This window comes from Amycolatopsis sp. cmx-11-51 (assembly GCF_047608665.1).
In the GTDB taxonomy this organism is placed as follows: Bacteria; Actinomycetota; Actinomycetes; order Mycobacteriales; family Pseudonocardiaceae; genus Amycolatopsis.
The window spans coordinates 103272-129224 of sequence record NZ_JADNQO010000005.1 but is presented as its reverse complement, the minus strand read 5'-3'; the positions used below and the strand labels follow the sequence as shown (position 1 = coordinate 129224).

Sequence of the window (25953 nt, the reverse complement as noted above, 5' to 3'; positions counted from 1 at the left end):
GCCGAAGTTTATTCCCGGCAGCACGCCGCGCTGAGCCGAGGCGACCGGATTATGTTGTGGGCATGAGTTCCTTCGTCGCACAGCGAAACGGGCGGACGGCGTCCGCGGAAGACCTGGCGCCGCTGGCTTTCGCTGGGTTCGCCCACTTCACGGCCATGCAGGTGCGTGACGGCCGGGTCCGCGGTCTCGACCTGCATCTGGACCGGCTGCGGACCGCGTCCATGGAGTTGTTCGGCGGTGCGGTGCCTGACGACCGGATCCGCTCGTACCTGCGGACGGCGTTGGAGTCCGGTCCGGCCGACGTCTCCCTGACCGTGACGATCCACCTGCCGGGCGAACTCGAAGTCCTCATCCGAACCCGGCCACCGGCGTCCGGTCCGGAAGGTCCGCTGACGCTGGCGGCCGTCGAGCACGAACGCGTCCTGCCCTCGATCAAGCACACCGGCGAGATGGCGAAGACCTACTTCGGGCGTCAGGCCGTGGCCGAAGGGTTCGACGACGCCGCGTTCGTCGACAGCCAGGGCAGGCTCAGTGAGGCGACGATCTGGAACCTGGCGTTCTGGGACGGCGATACGGTGGTGTGGCCCGACGCCGGTCTGTTGCGGGGTACCACGATGGACATCTTGCGACGGCGGCTGGAAGTGCCGCAACGGGTCCAGGAGATCACCCTCGCCGCTCTGCCGGAACTCGCGGGCGCGGTGGTCATGAACTCGTGGACGCCGGGGATCGCGGTGCGCCGGATCGGCGCCACGCCGATGCCGGACGCTCCGTCCTTCGTGGCCTCGCTGCACCAGGCTTACCAGGCAGAACCCCTTATCCAGCCCTGAAAGGAAGACGCCGATGAAGATCCTCGTGGTCGGTGCCACCGGAACGATCGGGGCCGCGGTCTCCGAAGCCCTCACCGCGCGCGGGCACACCGTGCTCCCCGCCTCACGCTCCGGCGAATTCAAGGTGGACGTCGAGCGGCCCGGCACGCTCGACTCGGTGTTCGCCGCCGAACCGGGGATCGAGCACGTCGTGTGCTGTGCGGGGAGCGGCTCGCTCGTCCCGGTCGACGGCGGCAGCGACGAGGAGTTCGTCCAAGGCCTGCAAGGAAAACTGCTCGGCCAGGTGTTCCTGCTGCGGCACGCGATCCCGCACCTGCCGGACGGCGGGTCGGTGACGCTGACCGCTGGCCGGATCCCGGAGACGTTGCGCGGCAGCGCGTTCGGCGTCCTGACGAACACCGGCCTCGAAGCGTTCGTCGCGGCGGCGGCGCGCGAACTGCCACGCGGTCTCCGCGTCAACGCCGTCAGTCCCGGCTGGGTGAGCGAAACGCTGGCCGCGCTCGGCGAACCGGACGGCGGCACCCCGGCGGCGGAGGTCGCGCGGAGCTACGTCGAGGCCGTGGAGACCGCGGACCTCACCGGGCGGACGCTGACACCCTGAAAGGCCGCCGGGGCCGGGCTGGAGACATTGCCCGCCAGTGTGCGGGAGATCGTGGCCGGATTCCCGTTTGACGGGGCTGCCATCGTGGATCTTCGTGGCGAACCAAGACGACGACAGAAACGAACTCCTTCGACTGGCCGGGCTGGCGACGCCGATGGCGCTGCGGGTCGCGGTCACCCTCGGCCTGCCGGACCGGCTGTCCGGCGACGGTGCGGCCGCCGGTGAACTGGCGGCGGAACTCGGCCAGTCCCCGCTCGCGCTCGATCTGCTGCTGGGTCACCTCGTCACCCTGGGCGTCCTCGAACGGACGTCGAACGGCTACCGGACCACCGAATACGGCGCGAATCTCCGCGCCGCCGCGGGAAACGGCCTGGCCGGTCTGCTGGACATCAAGGCCGCCGGAGGGCGAGGTGAGCTGGCGTTCGTCGAACTCGCGCACAGCATCGCCACCGGCCAGGCGGGCTACCTCCGTCGCTACGGCCAGGACTTCTGGACCGATCTCGCCGAGCACCCGCGCCTCCGGGAGACGTTCGACCACCAGATGACCCAGCGGTTCAGTGCGCAGATCCCGGGGCTCGTCGGTGGTTTCGACTGGTCCCGTTTCGGCACGATCGTCGATGTCGGCGGCGGCCACGGCAGTCTGCTCGCCGCGATCCTGACGGCCAACCCCTCGGTACGCGGCCATCTCGTCGATCTCGCGCCCACCGCGGCAGGCGCCGAGAAGGAGCTGCGTGCGCAGGGACTCGAAGACCGGACCGAGGTGACCGCTGGCAGCTTCTTCGACCCGCTCCCGGCCGGCGCGGACGCCTATCTGCTCTCCGACATCCTCCACGACTGGGACGACGAGCGCGCGCACCGAATCCTGGCCCGCTGCGCCGAAGCGGCTCGTCCCGGAGGCCGGGTCCTCGTCATCGAGGCGGTCGGCGGGCTGGGGGCCCAAACGGAGTGGGACCTGGTCATGCTCGTGCTCTACGGCGGCCGCGAGCGGCGCCTCGTCGAACTTCGTGAACTCGCCGCCGCCCACGACCTGGTCTTCGACTCCGTCACGACGTTGACCGACGAGCGGAGCCTCCTGGAGTTCCGTATCCAAGATATTCCTTGACAAGAATATTCTCTTGAGTGAATACTTCGGGGCATGGAACAGCAGATCGCAGCGGCGCTGGGAGACGGAGCGAGGTGGCGCATCGTCGAACTCCTCGCCGAACGGCCTCGTTCCGTCGGTGAGCTCGCCGAGCTGACCGGCCTCCGGCAACCACAGACCACCAAGCACCTCCAGACCCTCGCTCGCGTCGGTCTCGTGACGGTCTTCCCGCTCGGGCAGCGTCGCGTCTACGCGGTCGAGACGGTTCCGCTGAAGGATCTCGAAAACCGGCTGGGCGAGCTGATCGCGACCATCGGAGCGAACGAGGGCGAGCGAGATGTCCTCACGCGCTACCAAGCCAAGATCGGCGCGGACTCCGCCGCCGCGGACCGCGATAGGTGGGCGGACGGACGCGCGTTCTCGTTCGACCGCCTGCTGGCCGCGCCGCGGGACGTCGCCTGGCGGCACTGGACCGAGCCGGATCTGCTCGCGTCCTGGTGGGCTCCGCCGTCGATGACCGTCACCGACTGCGTCATCGAACCGTGGGCGGGCGGCCGTGCCGTTCTCGACTATCGCGACGCCGAGGGGCGGTATCGCTCGACCGGAAGAGTCCACGCCGCGAAGGAACTCGAGCGACTCGAGTTCGAACTCTCGGTGCTGGACGCCAAGGGAAAGACCTTCTTCACCGGTCATTACGACCTGAAGTTCACCGAGGCGCCGGGCGGAACCCGGCTCCGGCTGGACCTGCGCATCACCGAAACCACCGTCGAGGCCGTCCCCTTCATCGCCGGGATCGAAACCGGCTGGGGTCAGGTGCTCGACAAGCTCACAGCCCGGCTCACCCAGGAAAAGGACTGAACGACATGACGAACTCGACCGGCCGCCGCGTCACCGCGAACATCGGCCTCACTCTCGACGGCCACTACAGCGGCCCCGGTGGCCCCGGTGACATGGGAGCGATCGTCTCGTACGCCACCACCGACGTCGCCCGCGGACACCTCGCCCGCATCCACGAGAACGCGACGACCGCGCTGCTCGGCAGACTGAACGCGGAGGGCTTCCTTGGCTTCTGGCCGATGGTCGCCGGCGACGAGAACGCCGACCCGCGCGACCGCGCCTACGCGAAGTGGCTGGTGGACGCGGAAAAGGTGGTCTTCTCCACGACGCTGACCGAGGCCCCGTGGGACCGCGCCCGTGTCGTGAACGCCCCCGCCGCCGAGGTCGTCGCCGATCTCAAGGCCGACGGTGAAGGCGACATCCTGGTCAACAGCAGCGCGAGCGTCATCAAGGCCCTGCTCGCGGACGACCTGATCGACCGGCTGTACCTGATGATCTGCCCCGAGATCACCGGCGGCGGGCAGCGGCTGTTCGTCGACGGCCTGCCGGCTTCGAAGTGGAAGCTGACGTACCAGGAAGCCGGCGAGCTTGGCGAGCTGGCCTTGGTCTACGACCGCGTGCGCTGATCACTCCGAACAAGGTGAACGTCACCGACGCGACGCCGGGTGTTCCCGCGCGATCGTGGTGGCATGACACGTGAAACGAAATCCCCGGTACCAGGGGCGCTGACCAGGCGGAGATTCCGCGTTCGAGCGCCGTCGCGTCGGGTATGGCCACCGATGGAGTCTTTGAGCCAACTATAAGACTGGTATATGTACTATAGTTGGGTATTCAGTACTATACTTGGCGTTGCCGAAGACTGCTTCAGGGAGTTGGATCGTGGACTTGAGCCGACCGTTGATGACGGTCACCCCCACGCTCGACGGCGACGTCCTCGCCGTGCTCGCCAATCATGACGGCATCTTCACGACCGGGCAGTTGCATCGTCTTCTGGCAAGGCATTCGGAGGAGGGGATTCGCAAGGTGCTTCGGCGCCTGGCGAAGCAGGGTGTCGTGCTGTCCGACCGGGTCGGGAACGCCTTCGCGTACCGGCTCAACCGTGAGCATCTCGCGGCGGAGCACATCATCGGGCTCTCCCAGATTCAGAAGACGCTCCTGGAACGCATCGAAGACCGCCTGGAGTCTTGGGAGATCCCGCCGGTCTATGCCGCGGTGTTCGGCTCGGCGGCGCGCGGCGGGATGACGGAGGACAGCGATGTGGACCTCCTGCTGATCCGGCCGGATGACGCCGACGACGACCGGTGGGAAACGCAAATTCACGCATTGGCGATCGAGGTGACCCGCTGGGTCGGAAACGACACTCGTCCTTTGGAGTTCACGGAAGCCGAACTCGCCGACCGGGCGTACGACGAGGCCGTTCTGCGTGATGTGGCACGAGACGGGCTCACCGTGGCCGGGAGCAGGGCATGGCTGGCAGGCCACTTGCGAAAGAGAAAAGGCTGACGTGCGAACCAGGGAGTGCGGCGGGGGTGTCCGGCGAGGGCGCATGCACAAGGCGAGCCAGTTCATCGAGGCCGCGGACACGATCCGTGAACTCGCCGACGAGCACGAGGACGCGGCCGACGCATACGTGACCTTGTGTGTCCACGCCGGAATCGCGTCCGACGTCATCTGCTGTGCCAGGTTGGGCGAACATGCGCGGGGTGAGAACCATGATGAAGCGCCGGCTACGGCGGATGAGTTCAAGCGCGCGGGCCGGGCGGCTCAGACCCTGGTCGAGACGGCTCGCCGGGTGGCTGCTGCCCGCTGAGCGAGCCGCGAGCAGGTGGGGTGGGCCCGGAGAGACTCGAACTCTCACTGGCACGGACCTAAACCGTGTGCCTCTGCCAATTGGGCTACGGGCCCCAGTACCGCCCTGAAATCGTAGCGTGCGACACGATCGGCGTTTCTCGGCGTGGCCGGTGCCGCCGAAGGGGGTGGCGTCCTCTAACGTGGGCCCCCTGCAAGTTCGTCGCGGCGAGGAGGACACGTGGCTCGCGATCCCGAGACCATCGAGCGTGAGATCAAGCAGGCCAGGAACGCACTGGTCGCCACGCTCGACCAACTGGGCACGAAGGCGAACCCCGCGAAGCTGGTGGATTCCGCGAAGACCGGCCTGCGCGCGAAGCTGGATGAGCCCAAGGTGAAGTACCCGCTCATCGGCGGGGCGGTGCTGATCGGCGTGCTGCTGATCCGCAAGCTCCTGAAGTAGTTCTCAGGAGGTCTGGGCCGCCTTGGCGGGTGTCTTGGCGGGCTCGGCCTTCTCCTCGGGCACCTTCGCCTCATCGACGGCCTTCGGGAGTTCCTTGCCCTGGGGTATCGGCGGCTTGGCGGCGATCTTCTCTTTCGCCTTGCCGTTCGCCGGGGGAGGAACCTCGAGAGGTTCGATCTCCGGGAGCGTCAGCCGCGCCGTCATGTAGGCGGCGGTGAACTCGAGGGCACTGCCGTTGAGCAGGTGCACCACGGTCGACCGTTCCGGCGGGGACAGTTCCTCGACCAGCTGGTCGGCCCGGTCCCTCGCCGCGATGATGCCCGGCGCGCGACCGGTCAGTTCCTTGCCGGAGCCGCTGACCGTGACCTTCCAGTCGTCGTCCTCTTGGAAATACGACGCGGTGATCGGTTCGGTCATCCGCCTCACCCCTCTCCTCGCGAGCATGCGTCACTCTGTGGACTGAGCCACGCCACCGCCATGACGCCACTTTCGGTGGTGGCGCCCCCTCTTGGCGGAGGTCGTGGAGGTCCATTAGGGTTTCTACAGTGTCATCGATACAGTAGGACAACTCTGTGTCACAAGACACTGGGGGCAATGTGCTCTGAGTGACGACCGAATGGCCTAATGCACGCGCATCTTCACAGTCGCTTCAGTGGGCCCGCGCGGACAGGCCTGACCAGAGGACGTCCATCGCGTATTCGGTGGCCATTTCGGGGCTGACGTCCTCGTGTCGCTCGCACCAGATCGCGAGCCGTTCGCACGCGCCGACGACGAACTCCGCCGATGCCTCGGCGCGGAGGTCGTCGCCCGATTCGAAGTAGCCGCTCATCAGTGCGGCGATCAGGTCGGTCTGCTGGCGCCGGGTCTGCTCGATCTCGTCGGCGGCCGGGGTGCCGATGAGCGCCATTTCGTGCCTGAGCAGCGACCAGGCCTGCCGTCGTTCCCGGATGAAGACGAAGAAGGCGAGCAGTCCCCGCCGCAAGGCCTCCTCGGCGGTGGTGGCGCCGACGGTCGCCCGTTCGGTGACCTCGCGCAGCGCTGCCCTCGACTGCTGGATGCAGGCCAGCAGCAGCCCCTCTTTCGAGTTGAAGTACTCGTACAACATCGGCTTCGAGACGCCGACGCGTTCGGCGATCTCGTCCATCGACGCCGCGCCGTAGCCGCGTTCGGAGAAGACCTCCTCGGCGATCTCGATCATCTGCCGCATCCGCTCCGCACGGGGCATGCGTTTGCGCTTCGCCGTCGTCACCACAACACTCTACCGAAGGTAACCTACTTCAAGTAAGGTGAACTCTCGGTAACAGGTAATACGAAGGAGGGGTCGGGGTCATGGGCAACCGCACCGAGACCGGTGTCGTCATCGTCGGGACCGGCTTCTCCGGTCTGGGCATGGCCATCCAGCTGCGGAAAGAGGGGCGCGAAGACTTCGTCATCCTGGAGAAGGCCGACGACGTCGGCGGCACGTGGCGGGACAACACCTACCCCGGCTGCGCCTGTGACATCCCCTCGCACATGTACTCGTTCTCGTTCGAGCAGAACCCCGGCTGGTCTCGCGCGTACTCGCCGCAGCCGGAAATCTGGCGCTATATGCGCGACGTCGCCGCGAAGTACGACCTGCACCGCTACATCCGCTTCGGCCAGGAGATGACCGGCGCCCGCTGGGACGCCGACGAGAACCGCTGGCACGTCGCGTCGAAGTCGGGCGAAGAGTTCGTCGCGCCGGCACTGGTCGCCGGAGTCGGTGCGCTGCACCTGCCGCAGATCCCGGCGCTGCCGGGCATCGAGAACTTCAAAGGCCGGGCGTTCCACTCCGCGCGGTGGGAGCACGACTACGACTTCGACGGCAAGCGGGTGGCCGTGGTCGGCACCGGTGCGAGCGCGATCCAGTTCGTCCCGCGGATCGCGGCGGACGTCGCCGAGCTGACGCTCTTCCAGCGGACGCCGCCGTGGATCATGCCGAAGCCGGACCGCGAGATGCCGCCGGCGCTCAAGAAGGCCTTCGGCTCGGTGCCCCTGCTGCAGCGCGTCTTCCGCAACGTCCTCTACTGGGGCCTCGAAGCCCGCGCGATCGGTTTCAACGGGCAGCCGTGGGTGATGAAGATCGGTGAGCGCATCGCGAAGCGCAACATCTTCAAGAGCGTGAAGGATCCGGAACTGCGCCGGAAGCTGACGCCGGACTACACCATGGGCTGCAAGCGGGTCCTGGTCTCCAACGACTACTACCCGGCACTCGCGCGGGACAACGTCGACGTCGTCACCACCGGGGGTCACCGAGGTGCGCGAGCACAGCGTCGTCGACGGCTCCGGGGTGGAGCACGAGGTCGACGCGATCATCTACGGCACCGGGTTCCACGTCACCGACGCCTTCGACGACCTGGAGATCATCGGCCGGGACGGGCGCAACCTCGGCAAGGAGTGGTCGGCCGAGGGGATGCGGACCTATCAGGGCATCACCGTGTCCGGCTTCCCGAACCTGTTCTTCCTGCTCGGCCCGAACACCGGGCTGGGGCACAACTCCGTGGTGTTCATGATCGAGGCGCAGATCTCCTACGTCGCACAAGCGCTGCGGCTCGGGCGTGGCAAGGCGCTCGACCCGCGTCCGGAGGCACAGGAGCGGTTCAACACCGAGATCCAGCGCAAGCTCGCCAAGGGCATCTGGACCCAGGGCGGCTGCAAGAGCTGGTACCTGGACGCGAAGGGCGTCAACCGGACGATCTGGCCGGGCTTCACCTGGCGGTACTGGCTCGACACCCGCAAGGTGCGTCGCGAGGACTACGAACTCCTCGGCTGAGTACGAACGAGGGAGGGTCCGTGAAAGCCAAGATGGGGGGCATGGCCTTCACGGACCCGGGGATGCCGCGCTCATGAGGGGTTGAGCCGGCGAAGCCTTCCGATGAGATCGACGGTGGGGATGCCGCACAGTTCGGCCATCCGTTCCAGCGCCGCGAAGTCGAGGTCGACTTCGGCGCTCCCGGCGTCGCCCGACCGCCTGAGCCGGTCGTCCGCCCACCGTCGCAGGGGGAACAGTTCTTCCTGGTCGTCCTTGAGCACCAGGCGCAGGTCGATCCGGACGCGGCCCGGTTCGTCCACGAACACCCGGCGATGCACCTTGGCCAGCAGATCCTGTGGCAGCTCGTCCATCGCGACGCACAATTCGACCAGGCGCACCACGGAACAGTGCCGGGTGCCCAACTCGTAGGTCGCCAGCGTCTGGAGCGAGATCTCACTCTGCAGATGCTGGTTCAGTTCCTTGCGTGTCCAGCCACGTTCGCGGCGGAGCTTGCGGAGCTCGTCTCCGAGTATCCGCTGATAGCTCTCAGCGTCGATCAGCACTCCCCATCCCCTGCCCTTCTCCACCGCTCATCCCATTCGACTAAAAGCGGGACGAGCGCCCTCACGTGTATGAAAGTCGGCAGGACGCCCGCTCTTACGCGGTTTCGGGGGTGCTTTTCATACCGTTTTCGACCTGTTGGGCCGAATGGGTGAAGGAATGCTTGTTCTGAGAGGTGTTCGGGTGGGTGTCGTGGAACACCGACGCCGCTCACCCTCGGTGCGGCCGTGTCGCGAAAGCCACTTTCGGGACGCCTGAGGTCGCGAAAGTGGCTTTCGCGACACGCGCCGGAGGAGGTGCTGTGCCGAGGTGGCGCCGTGCGGCGAGGGCGTCAGTTGACGCAGGGGACACCTTCGGCGGTGATCGGCTTCCCGCCGGACTGCTCGGGCGGCGGCGCCGCGGCCGACGAACCGGCGGCGTTCTGTGAGGACCCGGAGCCCCCGGTGCCGCTCGCCGACTTGAAGTCCGAGCCGAGGAAGACCATCACGTGCCCGGCCTCGACGCTCTTGTCCTCCTGGACGGTCGGATTGCCGCCGAGTTCGTCGGCGACCGCCTGGCCCGCCGCCTTCTGGCCCTTGGCGACCCAGACCACCGTCTTCCTGCGCGCACTGGCGGTCGCCGTGTCGCCCGCGGTGAAGCCCTTGTCGACGAGCTGCTTCAGCACCGTCGAGGCCAGTCCGTCCCGGTTCGTGGAGTTGCGGACGTCGACCGTGGTCGCCTTGTTGGGCGATTCGGAGGACGGCGGCGGCTGCTCGCCGGGCTGTTGGCCCGCGAGCCCCTGCACGAAGTTCTTGACCTGCTTCGGGTCGACCTGGATGGCGACGCCGTCGTTCGGGGTTTTGTACTCGATGTTGACGATCGGGATCGTCCGGAACTCGAGCTGGCCGCCGGTCAGGTTCTTCATCTGCTGCGCGAAGCCGAAGATGTCCCAGTTCTGGTTGAGCACGACCGACTTCTTGATGGCCGCGATCAGGTCGTTGAGCTTGCCAGGGTTCGCGAGCGTGCCCGCCGAGAGCACCTTGCGCGCCATCCCGGCCATGAACACCTGCTGGCGGACGACCCGGTCGAGGTCGCCGCGCGGTAGCCCGTGGCGCTGCCGGACGAAGCCGAGCGCTTCGACACCGGAGATGGTGTGCGGGCCCTTGGTGAACTTCGCGCCGGAGAACTGGTCGTTGACGTCGTCGTTGAGGCAGACGTCGACCCCGCCGATGGCCTGGGTGATCTCGCTGAAGCCGAGCAGGTTGATGGCGGCGTAGTTGTCGATGGTCGAACCGGTCAGCTGCTCGACCGTCTTGATCAGGGTCTTCGCCCCGGCCTCGTTGGCCTTCTGGTCGAGTTCTTTCGGGTCGGAGACGCCGTTCTCCTGCTGCGTCTTGCGCTCGTCGAGCATCGCGCGGGCATAGGCGGAGTTGATCTTGTGTTTGCCGAAGCCACCGGGAATGTCGACGTAGGAGTCGCGGGGCAGGGAGATCGCGACGGCCTTGGAGCCGTCGTTCGGGATGTGCACGAAGATCAGCGAGTCGGTGTTCAGTTCGCCGTCGGCCTGTCCCGCGCGCAGCTGGGCGAGGACTTCCTTGGACAGCGGGTTGCCCTGCGCGTCCGTGCGGCTGTCGAGGCCGACGAGCAGGATGTCGCGGGCGCCGTCGGCGGGTTTGTCGCCCTCATCGGCGCCGATGCCGACGTTCGCGAAGGTCAGGCCGTCCATCGCCGCCCACGCGTAGCCGGTCAGGCCCACCACCAGCAGCGAGACGAGGCCCAGCGCGATCTTGGGTCCGCGGAACGATCGCCTCGGGGTGCGCCGGGGTTCCGGGCGCCGGGGCGGCGGGCCCGCGGCATGGCGGGCGGGTGCCGTCCTGGCCCCACGCGGCGGGGCCGGGCGGGAAGGAATGCGTCCGGGCGCGTCCTGCCCTGGCCGGGCGGGACGTCGATCCCCATACCCATTCCGAGGCGGGTACTCCACGCGGTCTGCTCCTTCTCTTCGTTACCGGTTGACGGTCTCCTCAAGGGACGCATGGTGCCTGTCGAGGGTTGTCGCAGGATTACACATCCCCCTGGAGATGTGGCGAGCACCACCGGTTCTCGGTCAATGGTACGGATAAGGCCAGGTCAGCGCCGCGCGGCTCAGGGAAGAACGCGTCGGGCCGCGCGGGCCGGGACCAGCGTGGCGGCCGCCGCGAGCATCGCGACGACGATCGTCGCGATGGGCAGCGCGATGGAGGCGGTGCTCACCTGTTTACCGTCCAGAGCGCCCATCAGCGGCGGCGCGCACGCGACCGCACAGACCAGCCAGGTCCCGGTCATCCGGCTGGTGCCGTTCCGCACGGTGTGGAGCAGGTACACGCCGAGCAGCAGATTGGCCAGGCTCTGGACCGGCCCGAGCCGGAGCCCGAGGAGGTCCGCGTCGGCCGAGGCGCCGCCGAAGCGGGCCAGCGCGAAACCGAACACCCCGAGCATCGCGTACGCCATCCCGACCGTCGCCGCGGCGCGGCAGAACAGCGCGGCGCGCGGGCCCGGTTCGTCGACCACCCGTTGCTGCGGTCCACGCGGTTGAGTGTTCCGGTGGCGTTCGAACCACCAGAAGACGAGGACGGCGGGGACGCCCAGCAGAGCGAGCGCGAGCAGGACCCTCGGCCGGGCCAGCCAGCTGAGACCGTCCACGAACGGGCCCGGCAGGTAGACGACCGCCACGAGCAGCAGCATCGCGGACAGGAAGCCGAGGTAGAGGCTCATCGGGGCGCGGAGGACGAGGTGAGCGGTGGCGGCGATCGCGGGACGTTCACCGAGCCTGGCCAGCGGCCGGGCGAGCAGGCCGAGGACCGCGAGCTGGACCAGGCCGAGCAGGAGCACGCCCCACGGCGGCCCCGACAGCGCCGCCGGGGCGCCGGGACCGCCGAGCAGCATGGGTCCTTCACCGCGGACGGCGACCGCGATGCCCAGCCCGGTGACGCCGGTGAACGCCGTCGCCACGAGCGCGCCACGCGGCAGGCGGACGCCGTCGGCGTGGGCGAACGCCAGTTGCTGGACGAACAGGGCGAGGAACAACGTCTCCGCGATGCGCGGGATGGCCGAGCCCGACCACTGCGCCGCCGCCTCGCTCGCCAAAATCAGTGTCAGCAGCCCGGCGACCGACGCGGTCCGCGTCCGGCGGTACAGCATCAGCAGCGTCGGCGCGAGCACGACGGCCAGCAGGAAGACGCCGAGCAGCCAGAGCGGGTGCAGCGCGATCCGCATGACCGTGGCGTTCGTGCCGGTCGGGATCCCCAGCACCTCCAGCGCGAGCGGGACCCCCAGCGCGACGACGGCGAAGATCAGCGCCGGGCGCAGGAGCGGGCTCGCGCGGTCGGCGAGGTACTGCGGATAGCGGCCGCCGGTCGCGCGGATCGATCGCCAGCCCGCCTCGTTGATCCGGCCCACCGCGAAGAAGATCAGCGGACAGAGCTGGGCGAGCCAGGTGAACGGCCACAGCGACCGCTCCGGCGCCCCCGCCCAGTGCGCGAGCGCGACGGCGGATTCGCCGAGCAACATCAGTACGACACCGGCGACCCCGAGCAACGCCCATCGGCCGACCGGGACCACCGGACGCGGCTCGCGGGGGAGGGTGACGACGGTCCGGCGGATGCGGACCCAGCCGCGGAGGCGGAACACCAGCAGCGCGCCGACCACCAGCACCCCGACGATCATCGGGCCGAGCGGATCGCCGACCGGCGGACCCCAGCGCTGATGCCAGGAGTTGAGCACGAGACCGGCGGTGTAGAGGGAGGCGACGACCTCACAGGTGCCGCGCGAGTCCATCGGGTTGATGACGCAGGCGTGGTGCATGTCGGCCGAGAGCCGGTCGTCGAGCGCGGACCTCGCCTCCTGGCCGAGCGGGTGCCCCTTGCGCTCGGCGTAGCGGAGGATGTCGTAACCGAGGTCGTGGGCCCTGCAGGGGACGGCGTAGTCCCATTTGGTGTTGTCGTCGCCCCAGGGCGCCGAGCAGCCACCGTCGGTGTGGACGGCGCGCACGGTGCCGTCCCGCGCGGTCATCACTCCAGGGGTGATCCCGCTGACCGCGGTGAAGTCGGCGGGCAGTTCGGCGATGACGTTCTCGACCGGGCCAGGCCGCACCAGCGCGTCGACCGCGTTCTGGGCGGCGAGGAGGTCACCCGCCGGCGGCCCATGGTCCGGCGGCGACGCGGGCCGCGACGCGATCAGGCCGAAACCGAACACCAGCACCGTGACCAGCAGTAACCAGCCCGAAGTCGACCATGGCCGCCGGATCCGGGCAGGCGGTCGGTCGAGGTCGGCTGTCGCTGGCATGGCGTCCAGGGTGCCATCCGCCGATCGATGCCGACATCCGGACAACCCCCGGGAACACCCACCGGGTGCCCTGATGGCGGTGACCAGTGGGGTCACTGAGGCGCGAGTGAAAGTCCGTGAAGGACTCCTTGAGGGACTCTGGGTCCCTCAAGGAGTCCTTCACGGACTCGGTGACGATTCACGTACTCGGGGAGGGAATGGTCGCGTTCAGTCCTCGGCGGTGGGCGGCGGAGGAACGGGCCGGTCCCTGTCCTGGGCGAACCGCACCTGGTTCCTGCCGTTCTCCTTGGCCACGTAGACGGCGGCGTCGGCGGCGTGCAGGAGTTCCTCCAGTGATTCACCGTGACGAGGTAATAGGGCCGCCCCGATGGAGGTGGTACGGCCCGAGATGGTGACGCGGCTGCCCCTTTTGTCGGTAGTCACTATATGCAGTTCGGCGATAGCGCTGCGCACTCGCTCGGCGGCCAGTTTCGCCGAAGTTTCGTCGATATCCGGCAGAAGTACGAGGAATTCCTCGCCCCCGAACCTGCCGATGACGTCGGCGGGCCGGGTGACCTCGTCCAATTTCCGTGCCACATCGCGGAGGACGTCGTCGCCCGCGGGGTGTCCATATGTGTCGTTAATCCACTTGAAGTGATCGAGATCAATCATCAGAAGGGCCAGGTTGTCGTCCGATCGGGCAGTCCTGCCGAGCGCCCGATCGGCCGACTCCGACCATCCGCGCATGTTGAGAACGCCGGTTTTCGGGTCCGTCCGCGCGTCGTTTTGCAGTTGGTCGATCTCGGCGAGACGGTTGAACACCACCGTCACCACGGCCATCACGATCACCATCGGTGGCATGATCAACAGCAGCACCGCGGTGACCGCGCCGAGGCCGATCGTGATGGCCTCCAGCAGGTTGTCCGCCCTATTGCCGAGCACGGTCGACATCGACGGCCGCTTTGGTGAACCGATCGCGAGGATGCCGCCGATGTAGGCGATCTGTACCGCCTCGAAGACCAGTCCGGTGATGATCAGAACACCGAACTCGCCGAGGGTGCCCCAGTCGGAAATCCGCCCCCATTCATGTGGGCCGAACGCGGCGAAAGTGAGCGACGCCAACGTCACCGAAACGCCGTGGGTGACCGACGAGAACACGAAGTTGTGCGCGGGCCGCCGGGCGATGAACCAATGCTGGATTCGGACGAGCGCGATGATGGAAAGCGTCAGCGAAAGCGGCAGGATGACCGCGGCCGGAAATGTCCACACGGCGGTGAGGTCGATGAGAACGGTGCGGCTGCGATCGCGCCGTCTTTCTTCTTGCCGCTGGGTGAACTGAATATGCGCCGTGGCGCCGACGGCGAGAATCGCGAAACGAACCCAGTCGATTCTTTCTGGGGTAGCGGAATGCGTTGTCGCGACGACCATGATCGCGATTCCGATCGCCTCCATGGCGAAAAGGAACGCGATGAAACGCTTCGGCCGCTGCCACAGCGCCCAGGCCCTGGGATCGTAGGGATGGCGCTGCGGCGGGTCGGCCTGGTCACCTTCCGGGCTCGATCGCCCGCCTTCGGTCACCGGTGCACCGCTCTCGGCCGCCGCCGCTCGCTCGTCAAGGTCGCCGGTGCCGTCGCCGCGCTGGCGGCGGTCACCGGACTCGGCTGGCAATTGCTACCTCTTTCCGCGCGGACGGCACGGCTGAGTAATCTCACCGGTACCGACTGAGACACCGTTCGTATTCCACGGCCGGTATCATCCCATCGCATAAGTTGTTCGACACCGGCAAGGGTGCCCCCGAACGAGGACCGGAGGTGGCAATCGTGTCCCGTGATTTCTGATCTTGACAGCTGAATGTTTTTCGAGACGCGACGCGGAAGGGGTGACGGATAGTGTCCAGTCGTGACTTCTGAGCCCGGGCAAGGTATTAGTTCGCAGCGACGAGGTGGCCAGGAGGTGTGTGACAGTGTCGAGCCGTGACTTCTGATCGAGAGTCGTTTCTTTTTACCCCGGCGTCGAAGGACCCGGTGTTGATGATCGGAGCGTCGAAGCAGTGTCCCGTCGAGAATTCCGAGTACGAACCCGCCGGGCGGCCACGCCGCCCCGGGGGTCGTCCAGTGTGGATTCGTCATGACAGCAGCGGTTCCGGGCTGGATCCGTTGAGGTGCCCCCAGCTGAGCGCGACCAGTACGGCCAGCAGCAGGCCGACCACGCCTGCCAGCGCGATGGCCGAGGTCGCGGCTCCGAGCCGATCGGCGGCGAGCCCGCCGAGTCCCGCCCCTATTCCTTGAGCCACCCGCAATCCCGTGCGGTACACCCCACCCGCACCGCCCCGTAGCTCGTTCGGGACCCAGGTGATGAACGTGGCGCTCACCGTGATCAGGTACGCCCCCGCGGCACCCGCCGCCGCCAGCAGGAGCAACGCCGGAATCAGACCCGGTTTGAGCGCGAAGGCGATCAGGGCGACCATCGGCAGGGCCGCGAGCACACCCAGCAGCTTCCTCCGTTGTTCCGCGGAGACGAACCGGGACAGCAGGAACGCGCCGATCACGAATCCCAGCGGATCGGCCGCCAACAGCCAGCCAACGGCTTGTTTCCCGACACCCATCTCCGCGGCGAGCGGCGCGGCGAGCCCCTCGGGGATCACGGCCAGGCCGACCAGCCACGAGAACCAGACCAGTACCCGCAGGTGACGGTTGCCGAACACCTGCTTCACCGCGCCGAACCAGCTGTCGCCGCCGTCGGACGCCGCCGCCCGCCGGGAAACGGAGAAGCGGACCACGGCCGCGCTCAGCAGGAACGTCGCCGCGTCCAGCGCCAGCGCCCAGCTCGCCCCGACCTGTGACACCAGCAGGCCGCCGCCCGCCAGGCCGAGCAGCATGGCGGTGTTGGTGGAGATGCCGCGGAGGTCCTGGCTCTTGAGATAGAGGTCGTCGTCGGTGAACACCTCGCGGGCCAGCGCGTTCTGTGCCGCGTTGCCGGGCGCGTTCGCGAGCCGCGCCAGCACCACCAGCCCGCACAACAGGGCGAGCGGGGTGCCGGGGATCGCCATGATCGCGATCAGCACCGCCTGGATCAGCGACGAGAAGACGAGGACGGTGCGCCTCGGGTAGCGGTCGGCCAGCTGGGAGAGGCCGAGGCCGCCGGCCAAGGCAGGCAAAAAGGTCAGCGAATAGACCACCGCCGAGAGCAGCGCGGAACCGGTGCGGTCGTAGACGAGGATCGCCAGCGCGACGATGGTGAGCTGGTCCCCGATCAGGGACTGCACCTCGGCGAGCCAGAGGGCGCGGAACTCGCGGTTCGCGAGGGCGGCGGTCATCCGCGGCGCCGCGTTCGTCTTCACTGGGTGACCACCTCCCCCCGATCGGGTGAACTTAGCTCTCTCGCATTCTTGCCTGCTCTGTTACGAGGCCGTCGAGGGAGTCACAGTTCATACCCCGCCGTTCAACGTTCAGTATGCCTCCGGCTACAGGGAGACGAACAGAAGACCGGCCGATCCTTCGCCTGTTAGGCCGATCGAGCTACGCCTTCTGAGCGGTGAGTGACGCCGGTTCGACTCGTCCGCGAGTATCTGCGCGCCGATCGCTCCGCACTCGCTCGGCGCAGCCCGCCCGCCGTTCGCCGCCGCCGGAGCTGCGGCTGGGCCGAATGGGTCAACACTGAGGGGAGACCGGTCTGGAGGTGGAGGCCGGCCGGGCAAAAGGGGTGAAGGCGATGAACGGTTTGCTCGACGACAAGGCCGTCGTCGTGACCGGGGCGGGTCAGGGTCTCGGTGAGGCGTTCGCGGTGCACGTGGCGAGGGCGGGCGGGGCCGTCGTGGTCAACGACATCGATGTCGCGTTGGCCGACCGGACGGCGGAGAACATCCGCCGGTTCGGTGGACGGGCGGTCGCCAGCGGGCACAGCGTCGCGGATCCGAAGCAGGCGCAGGAGATCGTCGACCTCTGTCTCACCGAGTTCGGCGCGATCGACGGGCTGGTCAACAACGCGGGGCTGAACTACGAGGCGTTTCCGTGGGAGGACGACGTCGAGCAGGCCCGCGAACTGGTCGAGGTGAACGTCCTCGGTGTCATGTACACCGGTCTCGCCGCGATCAAGGCGATGGTCGCGCGCGGCAAGCCGGGTTCGATCGTCAACATCTCGTCCGGGGCGTCGCTCGGGCAGCGCAAACTGGGGGTGTACGCCGCCAGCAAGGGCGCCGTCGCTTCGTTGACCTACTCCTGGGCGCTCGACCTGGAGGAGAGCGGGATCCGGGTGAACGCGGTCTGCCCGCTCGCGCATACCCGGATGGTGTGGAAGTCCGAACGGTCGCTGCGAGCCTGCCCGCCGGACCGGACCCCGTCGCGGATCGCGCCGGTCGTGCTCTTCCTGCTCGGTGCCGGTTCCGACGGGATCACCGGGCAGATGATCCGCTGCAACGGGCCGCAACTGCACGTCATGGGACAGCCGTACCTGAAACAACCCATCCTCGAGCGGCCGGTGTGGGACACCGAGACCGTGCAGCGCGCCTTCGACGAGGTCTTCAGCGCGCACCTGGAGAACTACGGTCTCGAGAAGCGTGTCCCACCCCGGCTGCGCAAGTGGACGGAGTCGACCCGGACCGCTTAGCCGACAACGAACGGCAGCTTCGCGGCCAGTTCGCCCAACTCGGCCTTCTCCGCACCGGCCGGCTCGCGGCGTCCGGTGCCGACCAGCGGCGCGTCCGTGTCGGAGAACGACGCCGGGAACTGCTCCCCGGTGCGCTGCTCCAGGATCCGCCTTGTCTTCGCGAGGCTGTCTTCGGCCGGGCCCTTGAGGTGCGGCAGGTGCGCGACGAGGTCGAGGTGGTGCAGCGTCCATTCCAGGACGTACGCGGACAGGAAGTCACCCGCGCTGAGCACGACGTCGCGGGTGGTGACCCGCATCCCGGGGTCGGCGAGGTCGGCCCGCGGCGGAACCGACGTCGTCGAGGTGGAACTTGAGGAGCCGGGGTTCCTGGTACGCGGCGGCGAGACGCACGATCACCTTTCCGGAACCGGTCCCGGCGGAGGCCACGTGCCGTCGGGTGGCGGGTCCGTGAAGGACTCCTTGAGGGACTCTGGGTCCCTCAAGGAGTCCTTCACGGACTTGGGGGGTGGGGGCCGCTCGCTCAGGAACCGGCGGCGGGAGCGCCGGCCACGTAGAGGTCCGCGATCGCGGGCGCGTACCGGTCGTTGATGATCCGCCGCTTCAGCTTCAGCGTCGGGGTCACCTCGCCGCTCTCCGGCGTCCACGCCTTCGGGATCACGTGGTACCGCTTGATCTGCTCGATCCGCGCCAGCCGCGCGTTCGCGGCCTCGACGGCCTTCTGGATCTCCGCGCGCACCTGCGCGTTGTCGGCGAGCGATTCGCCTTCGGTGAGTTGGATGCCGTTCGCGGTGGCCCAGCCGGGGGCGATCTCCTCGTCGACGATGATCAGCGCGGTGACGTAGGGCCGCTTCTCGCCGATCGCGACGGCCTGGCCGATCAGCGGGTGCTCCTTGAGTAGTCCTTCGATCTTCGTCGGGGCGATGTTCTTGCCGCTCGAGGTGATGATCAGTTCCTTCTTGCGGTCGGTGATCGTGACGAAGCCGCGTTCGTCGATCGTCCCGATGTCGCCGGTGGCGAGCCAGCCGTCGGCGTCGACGTCCGGTTTGATCGAGCCGTCTTCCTGCAGGTAACCGAGGAACACGATCGCGCCGCGGACGAGGAGTTCGCCGTCCTCGGCGACCTTCACCTCGATGCCTTCCAGCGGCTTCCCGACCGAGCCCGCCTTGAACGCCGACAGTGTGTTGGACGTGACCGCGCCAGTGGTCTCGGACAGGCCCCAGACCTCCTGGATTTCGACGCCGAGCCCGGCGATGAAGTAGAGGATCTCCACCGGCAGCGCGGCGGCACCACTGGAGGCGACTTCGACCTGGTCCAGGCCCAGCATGGCCCGTATCGGCGCGAGCGCGGCCGCGTCGGTCTGCGCGATCTTCTCCGCCAGTTCCGGCGGGACCTCCTTGCCGTCGCTGCGCAGTTTGTAGCCCTGCTGCAGCAGTTCGTTGGCGCCGATCAGCCCGTTCCGCTTGTCTTCCGGCAGCGATCCGAGCAGGTTCTTCAGGCCCGCGACCATCTTTTCCCACACCCGCGGGACACCGAAGAAGCTTTTCGGGTGCACCTGGCCCAGCGCGCCGACGACGGCGGTCGGGTCGCCGACGGTGTGCACGTGCCCGGCCCACACGATCGGCATGTAGATCGACAGTTCGCGTTCGGCGATGTGCGCGAGCGGCAGGTAGGCGATGTTCGTGGCGTGCATCGGCGACTCGTGCAGCCTCATGACGGCGGCGGCCTGGTAGATCGCGTTGCGGTGGGACAGCACGACACCCTTGGGGTCGCCCGTGGTGCCGGAGGTGTAGATCATCGACAACGGGTCGTCCTGGCCGATCGCGGACCATGCCGTCTCGAACGCCTCCGGATCGGCGGCGTGTGCTTCCGCGCCCGCCGCTCGCAGGTCGGCGAACGACAGGAAACGCTTGTCGCCATGGGGAATCACGGACGCGTCGAGCAGGACGATGTGCCGCAGCGCGGGCAGGTCGTCGAGAACCTGGGACCAGCGGCCGAGTTCGTCGGCACCGGCGAGTACGACGACGCCGGCGGCGCTGTGCCGGGCGACGAACCCGATCTGCTCCGGGCTGAGCGTCGCGTACGCGGTGCACGGGATCGCGCCGAGATGGGCCGCGGCGAGGTCGGCGATCAGGTGTTCGGGACTGCTCGGCGCCATGATCAGCATCCGGTCGCCGGAGCCGAGCCCGAGCCCGGCGAGCCCGCGCGACACCTCGGCGATGGCGGTGCGGAATTCACGCCAGTTCAAGGTCGGCTTGCCCTCGATGTCGAGTGACGTCACCGCGGGCAGGTCACCGAACTCCTGGGCGTTGCGGTGAAGCAGGGCGGGGATGGTCTGGCCTTCGATCTGCTCGGCGACGGTCGGCTGGTTGGTCAACGCTGGCCTCCTCGATGCTGCCTGATCAGGCCCACTGTAAGGGCTCTGGTCAGTGGTGGATAGAGAATCGCGGCCACGGTTGCGCTACGCGAAATGTCCACCTTTTCCGGTTCCATCACGTCAGTCGCGGACTTCCGGAGCGCTCTCGCCGACGATGACCACCGTGACCGGCTTCGACCACCTCGGCGCGGCCGATCCCTTGGCGCACAAGCGAAACGCGTTCGATCGGGCAGACGGCTTCGCGCCGTCACGACGCTTCGGGAACTCCGGAGCTGAGCACCGAGCGGGCGGCGTGCGCGAGGCTATCGCGCACCTCGGCGGCGTCTTCGAGATAGCCGCCGGCCATGGCGCCGTCGCGCAGCAGGGTCAGCTCCCGCGCGGCGGCTTCGGGGGCCGGGTGCCCTGTCGCGCCGACGATCTCCGCGATCGAGTCGCGGAGCCACGTCCGGTGTTCGCGCACGACCTTCCGCACGGGGTGCTCCGGATCCGGGTACTCGGCGGCCGCGTTGGTGAACGGGCAGCCACGGAAGCCCGGCGCGCAGATCTCCTCGACGACCCCGAGGATTTCGAGTATTTTCGAAGGTTCTGACTTCTCGTCCCCCGCGGCGGCGAAGAACCCGAGGTAGGCGCGGACCAGGTCCTCCTTGCCGGGGAAGTGTGGTAGAAGGGCGCCCGGCCGACCTCGGCCGCGACGATCCTCGCCGCCGTCTTCAAAGGCGGTCTTTGGCCGCGGAGCGGCGGGCGGGCGCGGCTGCCATGGCCGAGGCGCAACCGCGCGAATGGTGAAGCTGATTCAGGAACCGGTGGCAAAAAGGTGATCACCTCGCCCCGTCGGGGGAGACGAGACGGTCTTTCGCGAATCCGCTGTTAGTCTCGATGTTCGCTCTCGCCGCGAGTGTGACGTAGACCTTTCCCCTGTGGCGTAAGGGAAACCCGCGTCGCTCGGCTCAGCGGCGAGACGCGGGCAACGGCGCCTGGAGAAAGAGGGGATTGTGTTGATCGCCTATACCGCCGTCGCCGTGTTCGGTGTCGCTTCCGGTTTCCTGCTCAACGAATTCGGCTCGCGTTATCCGGTCGAGACGGCGCTCGTCGTGATCCTGGTCTGCGGGGTGGTGACGTTGTGCTGGGTGGGCGTCCGGACGCTCCGGGCCGCGTCCAGGAGGGTCGACGTGCTCCTCGAGGACGAGCTCGGCCCCGCCGGTGAAGATCATTTCGATGCACCGGCGATAAACGCCGGCAATTCTCGATTTCGCGGATCGAACGGCCTTACGGCCGCCTTCCTCCGGGGTGAAGTCGTTCGCAAACCGAACGGTATGTGAAGCCCTCCCCCGAAATCGTGAGCGAGGTCACGGCGCGTAGTTTTCGTCGACTTTTCAGCCGAGACAGGAGTGCGACAGGCTGTTACTTGATCGAGTCCGATGAGTGCCGGTCAAGCCGCTGACTGCGGTAAACCGGCAGGTGATCTACTGGCGGGTCACTTGTCGGGGTGTTTCTGTCCATGTGGTGGACTTTCGAGGTCCGGCGACCCTTCGTCAGCTGGTCACGGCGATATGTGACTACCCTTCGCGTTCGGACTTGACTCACCCGTTTGGGTCTCCTAGCGTCTTCGCGGGCGGAGCGGACCACGCTGTGTTGATCCGGCTATCGGATCCCGCGGGTATGAGATCCCCGGCGACCCGACACCAATAACTGCCGGAAGGAAAACGGACCACGGTGAAGCAGAATTCCCTTCGACGAGGCCGCGGCTCTTCGATTCGTTCGCGCGTTCTGACGATCGCGCTCATTCCCAGCATCGCGCTGATGCTCGTCGGTCTCGCGATCGGCGGGTACCTGATCTCCGACGCGGTCAATGGCCGTGACTACGCGCAGCGGATCCGTGACTCGGAAGCCCCTTCCGTCCCGTTCTTCGCCCAGATCCAGGAGGAGCGCCGACTGACGCTGCGCGAACTCGCCGGCGACCGTTCGCAGCACGCGACCCTCGTGGAGCAGCGCGCCAAGACCGACGCCGCGACCCAGGGCGTCGTCACGCACCTCCAGAAGTTCATCGGCGACTCGCCCGACAGCGTGCAGCGCACCATCGCCACGGTGAACGGGCTGTTCCAGAAGATGCCGCAGATCCGGCAGTCGGCAGACTCCGGCCAGCTGCCCCTGCTGGACGCCTTCACCTTCTACAACCAGATCCTCGACCAGTTCGTCGAAGGGCTGACGGGGCTCGCGCAGGACGCGCCGAACGCGGAGAACGCCTACCAGCGCATCACCGCGGTGCCGCTGTTCACCGCGATCGACCAGTTGCAGCGCGCGAACTCCCTCGCCGCCGCGGCAGTCGCCGGTGGCGGGTTCACCGACGAGACCTACCGCGCCTACGTCAGCCAGGTCGGTTCGTACCGCTCGCTGCTCGAGTCGTCCGTTTCGCGGATGCGCCCGGACGTGAAGGCGAAGTTCGACCAGCTCGTCGCGAGCGATCCGTGGAAGGCCGTCAACACGGTCGAGAACACGTTCCTGCAGAACAGCAAGGCCACCCTCCCGGTGCCCGAGCAGCTCTGGCTGCAGTCGTCCCGCGGCGTCGGCGACGCCATGATGCGCGGCTTCGTCGAGCAGAGTGGTGCCGCCACCACCGAGGCCATCGACGAGGCCGACCGGACGCTGATCACCTCGGCCATCGCCGCCGCCATCGCGCTGCTCGTGGCCATCGGCGTGTTCATCATCGCCCTGCGGCTGTCCAACCGGCTCATCGGCAGGCTGGCCCGGCTGCGCGAGGACACCCTCGACGTCGCCGAGACCCGGCTGCCCGAACTGGTGGACCGGGTCCGCGCGGGCGAACCCGTCGACCTCGACGACAAGGGGCACTTCCTCGACCACGGCGACGACGAGATCGGCCAGGTCGCCGAGGCCTTCAACAAGGCGCAGCAGACCGCCATCGCGGCCGCCGTCGAAGAGGCCAGGACCCGTGAGGGCACCAAGAAGGTGTTCCTCAACATCGCGCACCGCAGCCAGGTCATCGTGCACCGCCAGCTCAAGGTGCTCGAACAGGCCGAGCGCAAGCAGGAAGACCCGGAGCAGCTGGAGACGCTCTTCCAGCTGGACCACCTCTCCACCCGTGCCCGCCGCAACGCGGAAAACCTGATCATTCTCGGCGGCGGCCAGCCAGGCCGTCAGTGGCGCAAGCCGGTCACGCTGGCCGAGCTGACCCGTGGTGCCTCGGCCGAGACCGAGGACTTCGCCAGGGTGAAGACGGCGAAGATGCCCGCGATCGCGGTGCAGGGCCCGGTCGTCGGCGACCTCGTGCACCTGCTCGCGGAGCTGATCGACAACGCCACCTCGTTCTCCCCGCCGCAGTCGCGGGTCGAACTGCGCGGCAACGTGGTCGGCAAGGGTGTCGTGATCGAGGTCGAGGACCAGGGCCTCGGGATCGAGCCGGAGCAGGCCGCCGAGCTGAACGCGATGTTGGCCGATCCGCCGGACTTCGGCATCATGGCGTTGTCGACCGAGCCACGGCTGGGCCTGTTCGTGGTCGCGCGGCTCGCCGCACGCCACGGGATCTCCGTGCACTTGCGCGAGTCCGCATACGGCGGCACCAGGGCCATCGTGCTCGTCCGCACCGACCTGCTCGCGCCGGTCCCGTCTGATCAGCCGGAGGACGAGGTGGACCCCGAGAGCACCGAGGTGCCGGACGCCGCGCCGCTGCTCCCGGGCCGTCGTGCCCGTCACCGCACCGAGTTCCCCGCCGAGCGGCCGGAACTCCCGGTGCCGATGCCGGTGGCTCCCCTGGAGCAGCCGCAGCCGAGGGCGGAGCAGCCCGGCGCCGCGTTGCCGCCGCTGCCCCCGCGCCGTCCGCGCGTGCCGCGGCCTGAGACGCCCCGGCCTGAGCCGATGCGCTCGGAGCCCGCGCGTGCCGAGGCCCGGCCGCAGCCGGTGCAGCCGCCGGCCTGGCCACCGGCCGCCGATTCCCGACCGCAGGACGGCCGTCCGCCGCAGACCCGGCGACCCGGCCCCGAGGCGCCCGGCAGGCCACCGCTGCCGCAGCGCCGCCGTCAGACGAACCTGGTTCCCCAGCTGATGGAGGACCGGCCTGCCGCCCAGCGCGAGGAGGTCCGCGAGGACACCCCCGAGCTGGCCAGGAACCGCCTCGCCGCGTTCCAGCAGGGGACGCGCCGCGGCCGGGACACCGAACCCACCGACGACTACACCGACCTCGACATGTACGGAGATCGTGACTAGATGGCCAACGCAGGAGTCAGTGAACTCGACTGGTTGCTGGATGACCTGGTCAAGCGGGTCAGCGGTGCCGACCGGGCGGTGGTCCTCTCGGCCGACGGCCTGCTCATCGGAAAGTCCGGCAACCTGTCGGAGCAGGACGGTGAGCACCTGTCCGCGGTGGCGTCGGCGTTCCAGAGCCTCGCGCGGGGCACGGGACGGCACTTCGGCGGCGGCAACGTCCGCCAGACCATGGTCGAGATGGACCACGCCTTCCTGTTCGTCACCGCGGCGGGCCGGGGCGCTTGCCTGGCGCTGCTGGCCAAGGAAGACGCGGACATGGGCCTCGTGGCCTACGAGATGAACCTGATGGTCAAGCGGGTCGGCGCGGTGCTCACTTCGGCGCCCCGCGCCGCGACTCCCCTGTCGCCATGAGCGGGCGGCACGAGTCGTGGTTCGAGGACGAGGCCGGTCCGCTGGTCCGGTCGTACGCGGTCACGGGCGGGCGCACCCGCTCGGACACGATCGGCCTCGACCTGATCACCCTGGTGGTCGCCATGCGCACCGCGCACGAGGTCGCCGGCTTCGAGCCGGAGTACGGGCGGATCCTCAACCTGTGCCAGAGACCGACCTCCGTCGCGGAGGTCGCCGCGCGCATCGATCTGCCGCTGCCGGTGGTGAAGGTGCTGCTGAGCGATTTGATCGAACAGAACCTCGTGCTCTTCCGCACCGCGACACCGGTCACCGACACCCCCAACAAACACGTACTCCAGGCGGTTCTTGATGGCATCCGGAAACTCTGAGCCCCGGCGATCCTTGACCGCGAACGCGGTCAAGGTCCTCATCGCCGGCGGGTTCGGGGTCGGTAAGACCACGATGGTCGGTTCGGTCAGCGAGGTCCCCCCGCTGCGCACCGAGGAGGTCATCACCGCGGCGTCCGAGGGCGTCGACGACCTCACCGGTGTCGAGAAGAAGACGACCACCACGGTCGCCCTCGACTTCGGCCGGATCACCATCAACCCCGAGCTGATTCTGTACCTGTTCGGTACGCCGGGACAGGACCGGTTCTGGTTCATGTGGGACGAACTGGCCGAAGGCGCTCTCGGCGCCGTCGTGCTGGCCGACACCCGACGGCTCGACAGTTGCTTCGCGGCCGTCGACTTCTTCGAGCGCCGCGGACTGCCGTTCGTCGTCGCCGTGAACTGCTTCGACGACGCGTATCGCTATGGCACCGAGGAGGTCCGGCAGGCGCTCGACGTCAGCATGGACGTCCCCCTGCTGCTGTGCGACGCGCGGGAACGCGATTCGACGAAGCAGGTGCTGACCGTGCTGATGGAGCACGTGCTCGCGCTGTCCGACCTGGCGGCCGGGCTGCCGCAGGGCCGCTGACGCCTCTTTGAAGTGCCATGAACGGTCCGTTACTTGCAAAATTTGCAAGTAACGGACCGTTCATGGCATCGGCGGGGCCTGTAGCGAGAAGTCCGTGAAGGGCTCCTTGAGGGACCCTGGGTCCGTGAAAGTGGCCTTCACGGACCTGGCCCCGATCTGGACCTGAAGCCCACCGCGGCATTGAG

24 protein-coding genes, 1 tRNA gene and 2 pseudogenes are annotated in these 25953 nt (G+C 68.0%); 16 read left to right on the top strand and 11 right to left on the bottom strand.

Annotated elements, in window-relative coordinates:
• Nucleotides 1–62 precede the first annotated feature (62 nt).
• From ACM6LU_RS20125 to ACM6LU_RS20095, 7 genes are all read left to right on the top strand, one after another.
• Nucleotides 63–827, top strand: coding sequence for an aminotransferase class IV family protein (locus ACM6LU_RS20125; RefSeq protein WP_414939255.1), 765 nt, complete (start codon nucleotides 63–65; stop codon nucleotides 825–827).
• A gap of 13 nt (nucleotides 828–840) precedes the next feature.
• On the top strand, nucleotides 841–1428 hold the full coding sequence (locus tag ACM6LU_RS20120; protein WP_414939254.1) for an SDR family oxidoreductase: 588 nt from the start codon (nucleotides 841–843) through the stop codon (nucleotides 1426–1428).
• A 94-nt stretch (nucleotides 1429–1522) separates the two neighbouring features.
• Nucleotides 1523–2530: a methyltransferase gene (locus tag ACM6LU_RS20115; RefSeq protein ID WP_414939253.1), complete on the top strand. Its 1008-nt coding sequence runs from the start codon at nucleotides 1523–1525 to the stop codon at nucleotides 2528–2530.
• A 33-nt stretch (nucleotides 2531–2563) separates the two neighbouring features.
• Nucleotides 2564–3367, top strand: coding sequence for a metalloregulator ArsR/SmtB family transcription factor (locus ACM6LU_RS20110; RefSeq protein ID WP_414939252.1), 804 nt, complete (start codon nucleotides 2564–2566; stop codon nucleotides 3365–3367).
• A 5-nt stretch (nucleotides 3368–3372) separates the two neighbouring features.
• Entirely contained in the window at nucleotides 3373–3972 is a 600-nt protein-coding gene (locus ACM6LU_RS20105) for a dihydrofolate reductase family protein (RefSeq protein ID WP_414939251.1), read from the top strand.
• Nucleotides 3973–4225: 253 nt separating this feature from the next.
• A complete protein-coding gene (locus ACM6LU_RS20100) occupies nucleotides 4226–4849 on the top strand; it encodes a nucleotidyltransferase domain-containing protein (protein WP_414939250.1) in 624 nt (207 codons plus the stop codon).
• A 43-nt stretch (nucleotides 4850–4892) separates the two neighbouring features.
• On the top strand, nucleotides 4893–5156 hold the full coding sequence (locus ACM6LU_RS20095; protein WP_414939249.1) for a hypothetical protein: 264 nt from the start codon (nucleotides 4893–4895) through the stop codon (nucleotides 5154–5156).
• A gap of 21 nt (nucleotides 5157–5177) precedes the next feature.
• On the opposite strand, the gene ACM6LU_RS20090 is transcribed toward ACM6LU_RS20095, so the two are convergent.
• Nucleotides 5178–5251, bottom strand: a tRNA-Leu gene (locus ACM6LU_RS20090).
• A gap of 124 nt (nucleotides 5252–5375) precedes the next feature.
• Between ACM6LU_RS20090 and ACM6LU_RS20085 the strand changes: the two genes are divergently transcribed.
• Nucleotides 5376–5597 (top strand): DUF3618 domain-containing protein, encoded by a 222-nt coding sequence (locus ACM6LU_RS20085; protein WP_076162544.1) that lies wholly within the window; start codon nucleotides 5376–5378, stop codon nucleotides 5595–5597.
• A gap of 3 nt (nucleotides 5598–5600) precedes the next feature.
• Here the strand turns inward: ACM6LU_RS20085 and ACM6LU_RS20080 are convergent, their stop codons facing one another.
• The gene (locus ACM6LU_RS20080; RefSeq protein WP_414939248.1) at nucleotides 5601–6014 is read right to left on the bottom strand and encodes a hypothetical protein; all 414 of its coding nucleotides are present in this window, start codon (nucleotides 6012–6014) and stop codon (nucleotides 5601–5603) included.
• Nucleotides 6015–6246: 232 nt separating this feature from the next.
• Nucleotides 6247–6804, bottom strand: coding sequence for a TetR/AcrR family transcriptional regulator (locus tag ACM6LU_RS20075; RefSeq protein ID WP_414939549.1), 558 nt, complete (start codon nucleotides 6802–6804; stop codon nucleotides 6247–6249).
• Nucleotides 6805–6926: 122 nt separating this feature from the next.
• Here ACM6LU_RS20075 and ACM6LU_RS20070 point away from each other — a divergent pair.
• Nucleotides 6927–8388: pseudogene (locus tag ACM6LU_RS20070) on the top strand (flavin-containing monooxygenase).
• 71 nt (nucleotides 8389–8459) lie between these two features.
• Here the strand turns inward: ACM6LU_RS20070 and ACM6LU_RS20065 are convergent.
• From ACM6LU_RS20065 to ACM6LU_RS20050, 4 genes are all read right to left on the bottom strand, one after another.
• Entirely contained in the window at nucleotides 8460–8930 is a 471-nt protein-coding gene (locus tag ACM6LU_RS20065) for a helix-turn-helix transcriptional regulator (RefSeq protein ID WP_414939247.1), read from the bottom strand.
• 329 nt (nucleotides 8931–9259) lie between these two features.
• Nucleotides 9260–10663, bottom strand: a complete 1404-nt coding sequence (locus tag ACM6LU_RS20060) for an LCP family protein (RefSeq protein WP_414939548.1) — start codon at nucleotides 10661–10663, stop codon at nucleotides 9260–9262.
• Between the two features lie 386 nt (nucleotides 10664–11049).
• Nucleotides 11050–13227, bottom strand: coding sequence for a phospholipase A2 (locus ACM6LU_RS20055; protein WP_414939246.1), 2178 nt, complete (start codon nucleotides 13225–13227; stop codon nucleotides 11050–11052).
• 207 nt (nucleotides 13228–13434) lie between these two features.
• Nucleotides 13435–14658, bottom strand: coding sequence for a GGDEF domain-containing protein (locus tag ACM6LU_RS20050; RefSeq protein WP_414939245.1), 1224 nt, complete (start codon nucleotides 14656–14658; stop codon nucleotides 13435–13437).
• 66 nt (nucleotides 14659–14724) lie between these two features.
• On the opposite strand from ACM6LU_RS20050, the gene ACM6LU_RS20045 reads away from it, so the two are divergent.
• Nucleotides 14725–14931, top strand: coding sequence for a hypothetical protein (locus ACM6LU_RS20045; RefSeq protein WP_414939244.1), 207 nt, complete (start codon nucleotides 14725–14727; stop codon nucleotides 14929–14931).
• A 400-nt stretch (nucleotides 14932–15331) separates the two neighbouring features.
• On the opposite strand, the gene ACM6LU_RS20040 is transcribed toward ACM6LU_RS20045, so the two are convergent.
• The gene (locus tag ACM6LU_RS20040) at nucleotides 15332–16546 is read right to left on the bottom strand and encodes an MFS transporter (RefSeq protein WP_414939243.1); all 1215 of its coding nucleotides are present in this window, start codon (nucleotides 16544–16546) and stop codon (nucleotides 15332–15334) included.
• A 371-nt stretch (nucleotides 16547–16917) separates the two neighbouring features.
• Here ACM6LU_RS20040 and ACM6LU_RS20035 point away from each other — a divergent pair, with 371 nt between their 5' ends.
• Entirely contained in the window at nucleotides 16918–17811 is an 894-nt protein-coding gene (locus ACM6LU_RS20035; protein WP_414939242.1) for an SDR family NAD(P)-dependent oxidoreductase, read from the top strand.
• On the opposite strand, the pseudogene ACM6LU_RS20030 reads toward ACM6LU_RS20035, so the two are convergent.
• The 3 genes and pseudogenes from ACM6LU_RS20030 to ACM6LU_RS20020 form a co-directional block, all read right to left on the bottom strand.
• Nucleotides 17808–18207, bottom strand: a pseudogene (locus ACM6LU_RS20030) (maleylpyruvate isomerase); the annotation flags it as partial. The gene ACM6LU_RS20035 and the pseudogene ACM6LU_RS20030 overlap by 4 nt on opposite strands.
• Before the next feature lie 124 nt (nucleotides 18208–18331).
• Nucleotides 18332–20185 carry an AMP-dependent synthetase/ligase gene (locus ACM6LU_RS20025; protein ID WP_414939241.1) on the bottom strand — a complete coding sequence of 618 codons (1854 nt, stop codon included), beginning with the start codon at nucleotides 20183–20185 and terminating at the stop codon, nucleotides 18332–18334.
• 247 nt (nucleotides 20186–20432) lie between these two features.
• Nucleotides 20433–20729: a TetR family transcriptional regulator C-terminal domain-containing protein gene (locus ACM6LU_RS20020; protein ID WP_414939547.1), complete on the bottom strand. Its 297-nt coding sequence runs from the start codon at nucleotides 20727–20729 to the stop codon at nucleotides 20433–20435.
• A gap of 475 nt (nucleotides 20730–21204) precedes the next feature.
• Here ACM6LU_RS20020 and ACM6LU_RS20015 point away from each other — a divergent pair, with 475 nt between their 5' ends.
• The 5 genes from ACM6LU_RS20015 to ACM6LU_RS19995 all read left to right on the top strand — a co-directional run bounded on the left by ACM6LU_RS20015 (nucleotide 21205) and on the right by ACM6LU_RS19995 (nucleotide 25768).
• Nucleotides 21205–21504 (top strand): hypothetical protein, encoded by a 300-nt coding sequence (locus tag ACM6LU_RS20015; protein WP_414939240.1) that lies wholly within the window; start codon nucleotides 21205–21207, stop codon nucleotides 21502–21504.
• Nucleotides 21505–21898: 394 nt separating this feature from the next.
• Complete coding sequence (locus tag ACM6LU_RS20010; RefSeq protein ID WP_414939239.1) at nucleotides 21899–24403, top strand: nitrate- and nitrite sensing domain-containing protein; 2505 nt, start codon at nucleotides 21899–21901, stop codon at nucleotides 24401–24403.
• Nucleotides 24404–24814: a roadblock/LC7 domain-containing protein gene (locus ACM6LU_RS20005; RefSeq protein ID WP_076162557.1), complete on the top strand. Its 411-nt coding sequence runs from the start codon at nucleotides 24404–24406 to the stop codon at nucleotides 24812–24814. It begins immediately after the preceding gene.
• Nucleotides 24811–25182, top strand: a complete 372-nt coding sequence (locus tag ACM6LU_RS20000) for a DUF742 domain-containing protein (protein WP_037306798.1) — start codon at nucleotides 24811–24813, stop codon at nucleotides 25180–25182. Before ACM6LU_RS20005 ends, ACM6LU_RS20000 begins: the two co-directional genes overlap by 4 nt.
• Nucleotides 25163–25768: a GTP-binding protein gene (locus ACM6LU_RS19995; protein WP_414939238.1), complete on the top strand. Its 606-nt coding sequence runs from the start codon at nucleotides 25163–25165 to the stop codon at nucleotides 25766–25768. The genes ACM6LU_RS20000 and ACM6LU_RS19995 overlap by 20 nt, the downstream gene beginning before the upstream one ends.
• Nucleotides 25769–25953 lie beyond the last annotated feature (185 nt).

Bases quoted from the DNA above. Each gene is read 5' to 3' on its own strand.
- ACM6LU_RS20000 (WP_037306798.1), top strand. From the start codon at position 24,811: ATGAGCGGGCGGCACGAGTCGTGGTTCGAGGACGAGGCCGGTCCGCTG.
- ACM6LU_RS20075 (WP_414939549.1), bottom strand. From the start codon at position 6,804: ATGCGGCAGATGATCGAGATCGCCGAGGAGGTCTTCTCCGAACGCGGC.
- ACM6LU_RS20095 (WP_414939249.1), top strand. From the start codon at position 4,893: ATGCACAAGGCGAGCCAGTTCATCGAGGCCGCGGACACGATCCGTGAA.
- ACM6LU_RS20050 (WP_414939245.1), bottom strand. From the start codon at position 14,658: ATGGAGGCGATCGGAATCGCGATCATGGTCGTCGCGACAACGCATTCC.
- ACM6LU_RS20105 (WP_414939251.1), top strand. From the start codon at position 3,373: ATGACGAACTCGACCGGCCGCCGCGTCACCGCGAACATCGGCCTCACT.
- ACM6LU_RS20045 (WP_414939244.1), top strand. From the start codon at position 14,725: ATGGCGCTGCGGCGGGTCGGCCTGGTCACCTTCCGGGCTCGATCGCCC.
- ACM6LU_RS20125 (WP_414939255.1), top strand. From the start codon at position 63: ATGAGTTCCTTCGTCGCACAGCGAAACGGGCGGACGGCGTCCGCGGAA.
- ACM6LU_RS20005 (WP_076162557.1), top strand. From the start codon at position 24,404: ATGGCCAACGCAGGAGTCAGTGAACTCGACTGGTTGCTGGATGACCTG.
- ACM6LU_RS20120 (WP_414939254.1), top strand. From the start codon at position 841: ATGAAGATCCTCGTGGTCGGTGCCACCGGAACGATCGGGGCCGCGGTC.
- ACM6LU_RS19995 (WP_414939238.1), top strand. From the start codon at position 25,163: ATGGCATCCGGAAACTCTGAGCCCCGGCGATCCTTGACCGCGAACGCG.
- ACM6LU_RS20110 (WP_414939252.1), top strand. From the start codon at position 2,564: ATGGAACAGCAGATCGCAGCGGCGCTGGGAGACGGAGCGAGGTGGCGC.
- ACM6LU_RS20055 (WP_414939246.1), bottom strand. From the start codon at position 13,227: ATGCCAGCGACAGCCGACCTCGACCGACCGCCTGCCCGGATCCGGCGG.
- ACM6LU_RS20080 (WP_414939248.1), bottom strand. From the start codon at position 6,014: ATGACCGAACCGATCACCGCGTCGTATTTCCAAGAGGACGACGACTGG.
- ACM6LU_RS20035 (WP_414939242.1), top strand. From the start codon at position 16,918: ATGAACGGTTTGCTCGACGACAAGGCCGTCGTCGTGACCGGGGCGGGT.